Origin of the sequence: Streptomyces sp. NPDC093598 (assembly GCF_044764825.1) — a bacterium.
Lineage (GTDB): Bacteria > Actinomycetota > Actinomycetes > Streptomycetales > Streptomycetaceae > Streptomyces.
The window spans coordinates 1-4355 of record NZ_JBIWIV010000037.1 but is presented as its reverse complement, the minus strand read 5'-3'; the positions used below and the strand labels follow the sequence as shown (position 1 = coordinate 4355).

Annotated in this window: 1 protein-coding gene; it reads left to right on the top strand. The window is 71.4% G+C overall.

Annotated features, from left to right (window positions below; all coding sequences use genetic code 11):
* Window positions 1–4355, top strand: a 4355-nt coding sequence (locus tag ACIRDU_RS38580) for a condensation domain-containing protein (protein ID WP_403588894.1), incomplete at both ends; no start/stop codon positions are given.

The following is a 4355-nucleotide window of genomic DNA, read 5'->3' as shown; positions in this document are numbered from 1 at the left end:
AGGAGGCCGGACCGGTTCTGGTCCTCACCGACAGCGTCACCGCGCCGGTCCTGCCGGAGCACGACGTTCCCGCCCTCCTCACCGACCAGCTGGACCTGGCGGGGGAGCAGGGCCGGGAGAACCTGACGGAAGGCGACCTGGCGGGCGTCTTCGGGCCCGGGAGTCTCGCCTATGTGATGTACACGTCGGGTTCTTCGGGTGTGCCGAAGGGCGTGGCCATCACGCACCGGGGTGTCGTCAACGGCATCACGCACCTTGCGGGTCTGATCGGTGCCGGGCCGGGCCGCAAGGCCCTGGCGAGCACCTCGGTGAACTTCGACGTCTCGGTCTTCGAGGTCTTCACCAGTCTCTGCCACGGCGGGAGCATCGAGATCGTCGCCGACGTCCTCGAACTCGCCGGACGCGGCGGCTGGGACGGCCACGTCATCTCCACCGTTCCCTCCGCCTTCGCCGAGCTGCTCGACCAGATCGCCGCCACCACCCGCCCGGAGGTGCTGGTCTTCGCCGGCGAGGCACTGCCCGCCGAGCTGGTCCGCCGGGCCCGCGCCGCCTTCCCCGGCGTGACGATCGTCAACGCCTACGGCCAGACCGAGTCGTTCTACGCCACCGCGCACGCCATCAGGGGCGGCGAGGAGTGGGACGGGACCGGCAGCGTCCCGATCGGGCGACCGCTGGGCAACATGCGCGCCTACGTTCTCTCTCCCTCGCTGCAGCCGGTCGCCCCCGGTGTCACCGGCGAGCTGTACATCGGCGGCGAGATCGCGCGCGGTTACCGTGGCCGCCACGACATGACGGCCGAAAGGTTCCTGCCGGACCTCTTCGGCCCGCCGGGCGGGCGCATGTACCGCACCGGCGACCTCGCCCGCTGGAACAGCGAGGGCGAACTGGAGTACGCGGGCCGCGCCGACAGCCAGGTCAAGGTGCGGGGCTTCCGCATCGAACCCGGCGAGGTCGAGGCCGCGCTCACCGCCCACCCCGGCGTCGCCCAGGCCGCCGTCGTCGTCCGCGAGGCGAACGGCGCCAAGCAGCTTGTCGGCTATGCCGTTCCGGCGTTCACCAGCGACAACGACAGCCACGACTTCCGGTCGGGCATCGAGGCGACGGATCTGCGGTCGTTCGTGGGCCGGCGGCTGCCGGAGTTCATGGTGCCCTCGGCGTTCGTGATCCTTGACCGGCTGCCGCTGATGCCCAACGGCAAGCTGGACGTGAAGGCGCTGCCGGAGCCGGAGTTCACCACCGGCGCCTACCGCGCCCCGGTGAGCCCGGCGGAGAAGACCCTTGCCGTGGTGTATGCCGACGTCCTCGGTGTGGACCGGGTCGGTGTCGACGACGACTTCTTCGCGGTCGGCGGTGACTCCATCCGCTCCATCCAGGTCGTGTCGAGGGCTCGCGCCCAGGGCGTGGAGGTCACCCCCAGGCAGATCTTCGAGCAGCGCACCGTCGCCGAACTGGCCCGGGTGGCCACCACGACCGGCACCGCGGTCGTCCTGGAGGAATTCGAGGGCGGCGGCACGGGCGAGTTCCCGCTGCTGCCGATCGCCGAGTACATGCGCGAACTCGGCGGCGGGCACAATCGGTTCTCCATGTCGATGATGGCCGAGCTGCCGGACGGGATCGACGCGGGCGGTCTGACCGCGACTGTGGGCGCGGTGATCGACCGGCACGACATCCTGCGCTCCCGCCTGGTCACCGCCGAGGACGGCTCGGGCCGCCTGGTGGTGAGCGAGGAGGGTTCGGTGGACGCCGCCGCCCTGGTCCACCGGGTGGAGTGCGACGGCACCTGGGACGAGACCTGGCGTGCCCGTGCCCTGGACGAGCTGAACGCGGCGACCGGCCTGCTCGACACGGCCGCCGGCGTGATGGCCCGCTTCGTGTGGTTCGACCCGGCCGACACCGGTGTCCCGGGGCGGCTGCTGATCGTGCTGCACCACCTGGCGGTCGACGGTGTGTCCTGGCGGATTCTGCTGCCGGACCTGGCCGCGGCCTGGGAGCAGGTCAGGGCCGGGAAGACGCCGCGTCTGGAGAAGTCCGGGACGTCGGTGCGCCGCTGGACACATGCCCTGGTCGAGGAGGCGCACCGCCCGGAGCGGCTGGCCGAGATGGAGCTGTGGCGCCGCACCCTGGACGGTCCCGACCCGCTGCTCGGCACCCGCCCGCTGGACCCCGCGACGGACACCCGAACCGCACTGGAGCAGGTGGAGGTCAAGCTCCCGGCGGAGGTGACGGAGGCGTTGCTGACGCGTGTGCCGGCGGCGTTCCACGGCAGCGTCAACGACGGCCTGCTGGCCGGGCTCGCTCTGGCCCTGGCCAGGTGGCGGCGTGCGCGCGGTGTCGAGGAGACCTCCGCACTGATCAAGCTGGAGGGTCACGGCCGCGAGCAGGACGTGATCCCCGGCGCCGACCTGTCGACCACCATGGGCTGGTTCACCAGCATGTTCCCCGTCCGTCTGGACACCGCCGGCTTCGACCTCGACGAGGCGTTCGCCGGCGGGCCGGCCGCCGGTGGTGTCGTCAAGGCGGTCAAGGAGCAGCTGCTGGCCGTGCCCGACAAGGGTCTCGGCTACGGCCTGCTGCGTTTCCTGAACGCCGGGACGAACGCGGAGCTGGCGGCGTACCCGTCCTCGGGGCAGATCGGCTTCAACTATCTGGGCCGGTTCTCCGCCGCCGACATGCCCGAGCACCTGCGCGGACTCGGCTTCACCCAGCTTTTCGAGATGGCGGCCGATCTGGACGCCGACATGCCCGCCATGTCCAGCCTGGAGATCAACTCCGCGGTCGTCGACACCGACACCGGGCCGTGCCTGGACGTCGCGGCCGGATACGCGCCGGGCCTGCTGAGCCGGACGGACGTCGAGGAGCTGATAGCCCTCTGGTGCGAGGCGCTCACCGCGCTCGCCCGGCACGTCGAGTCCTCCGGCGCGGGCGGCCGCACCCCCTCCGACCTGCCGCTGGTCGACGCCACCCAGACCGACATCGAACGCTGGGAGCAGCAGTACCCCGGCCTCGCCGACGTCTGGCCGCTGACCCCGCTGCAGTCCGGACTGCTCTTCCAGTCCATGCTCAACGACGGCTCCTGGGACGCCTACCAGATGCAGATGGCGTTCCGCATCGAGGGCGAGGTCGACCCGGACCGGATGCACACCGCCGCGCAGGCCCTCCTGGAACGCCATGCCAACCTGCGCACCGCGTTCGTGCACGACGCCGCCGGACAGCAGGTGCAACTCGTCGTCGACGGCATCGACGTCCCCTGGCAGGAGACCGACCTCAGCCACCTGCCCGAGGACGAGCGCGAGGCCGCCTTCGACGCCTTCCTCGCCGAGGACCACGCGCGGAGCTTCGACCCGGCCGCGGCACCCATGCTGCGGCTCACCCTGGTCCGGATGGCGCCCGCCCATTCGGAACTGGTGCTGACCGCCCACCACGCCCTGTTCGACGGCTGGTCCCTGCCGGTGATCATGTCCGATCTGCTGCGCCTGTACGGGTCGCGGGGGGACACCTCGGTCCTGCCGAGGGTGCGCGGCTTCAAGGACTTCCTCGTCCACCTGTCCCGTCAGGACCACGAGAAGACCGCACGCGCCTGGGCCGAGGAGCTGGCCGGCGTCGACGAGCCCACCCTCCTGTTCCCCGGTGCCGCCTCCGCCGAGGAGGGCAGTTCGGGCATCGGGCACGTGGAGCTGCCTCTGGGCACCGAGGAGGTGCGCGGGCTGACCCGGCGCGCATCCGAGCTGGGCGTCACCGTCAACACCCTGGTGCAGGGTGCCTGGGCGGTGCTGCTGGGACAGCTGACCGGGCGGCGGGACGTGGTGTTCGGCGCGACCGTCTCCGGGCGGCCGCCGGCCGTCACCGACGTCGACTCCATGGTCGGCATGTTCATCAACACCCTGCCGGTACGCGTGGCCTGGTCGCCGTCGGACTCCCTGGCCGACGTGCTGCACCACCTGCAGCGGCGCCAGGCCGCGCTGCTCGACCATCACCATCACGGCCTGACCGAGATCCACCGGGCCACCGGCCTGAAGACCCTCTTCGACACCCTGGTCGTCTTCGAGTCCTACCCGGTGGACCGCGACGAGCTGAACGACGCCAACACGGCGGCCGGGATCACCTTCACCGGCATCCGCCCCTCCACCGGCACTCATTACCCGCTGACCGTGATGGCGGACGCCGACCCGCACCTCAGACTGAACCTGCAGTACCAGGAGCACGTCCTGGACCGGCCGACCGTGGAGGTCCTCGCCGGCCGCCTGACGCGCGTCCTGGCCCAGCTGGTCGCTGATCCGTCGGTGCCGGTGGGGCGTGTGGAGGTGCTGGAGCCGGCGGAGCGGGCGTTGTTGCTCGAGGAGTACAACGCCACCCAG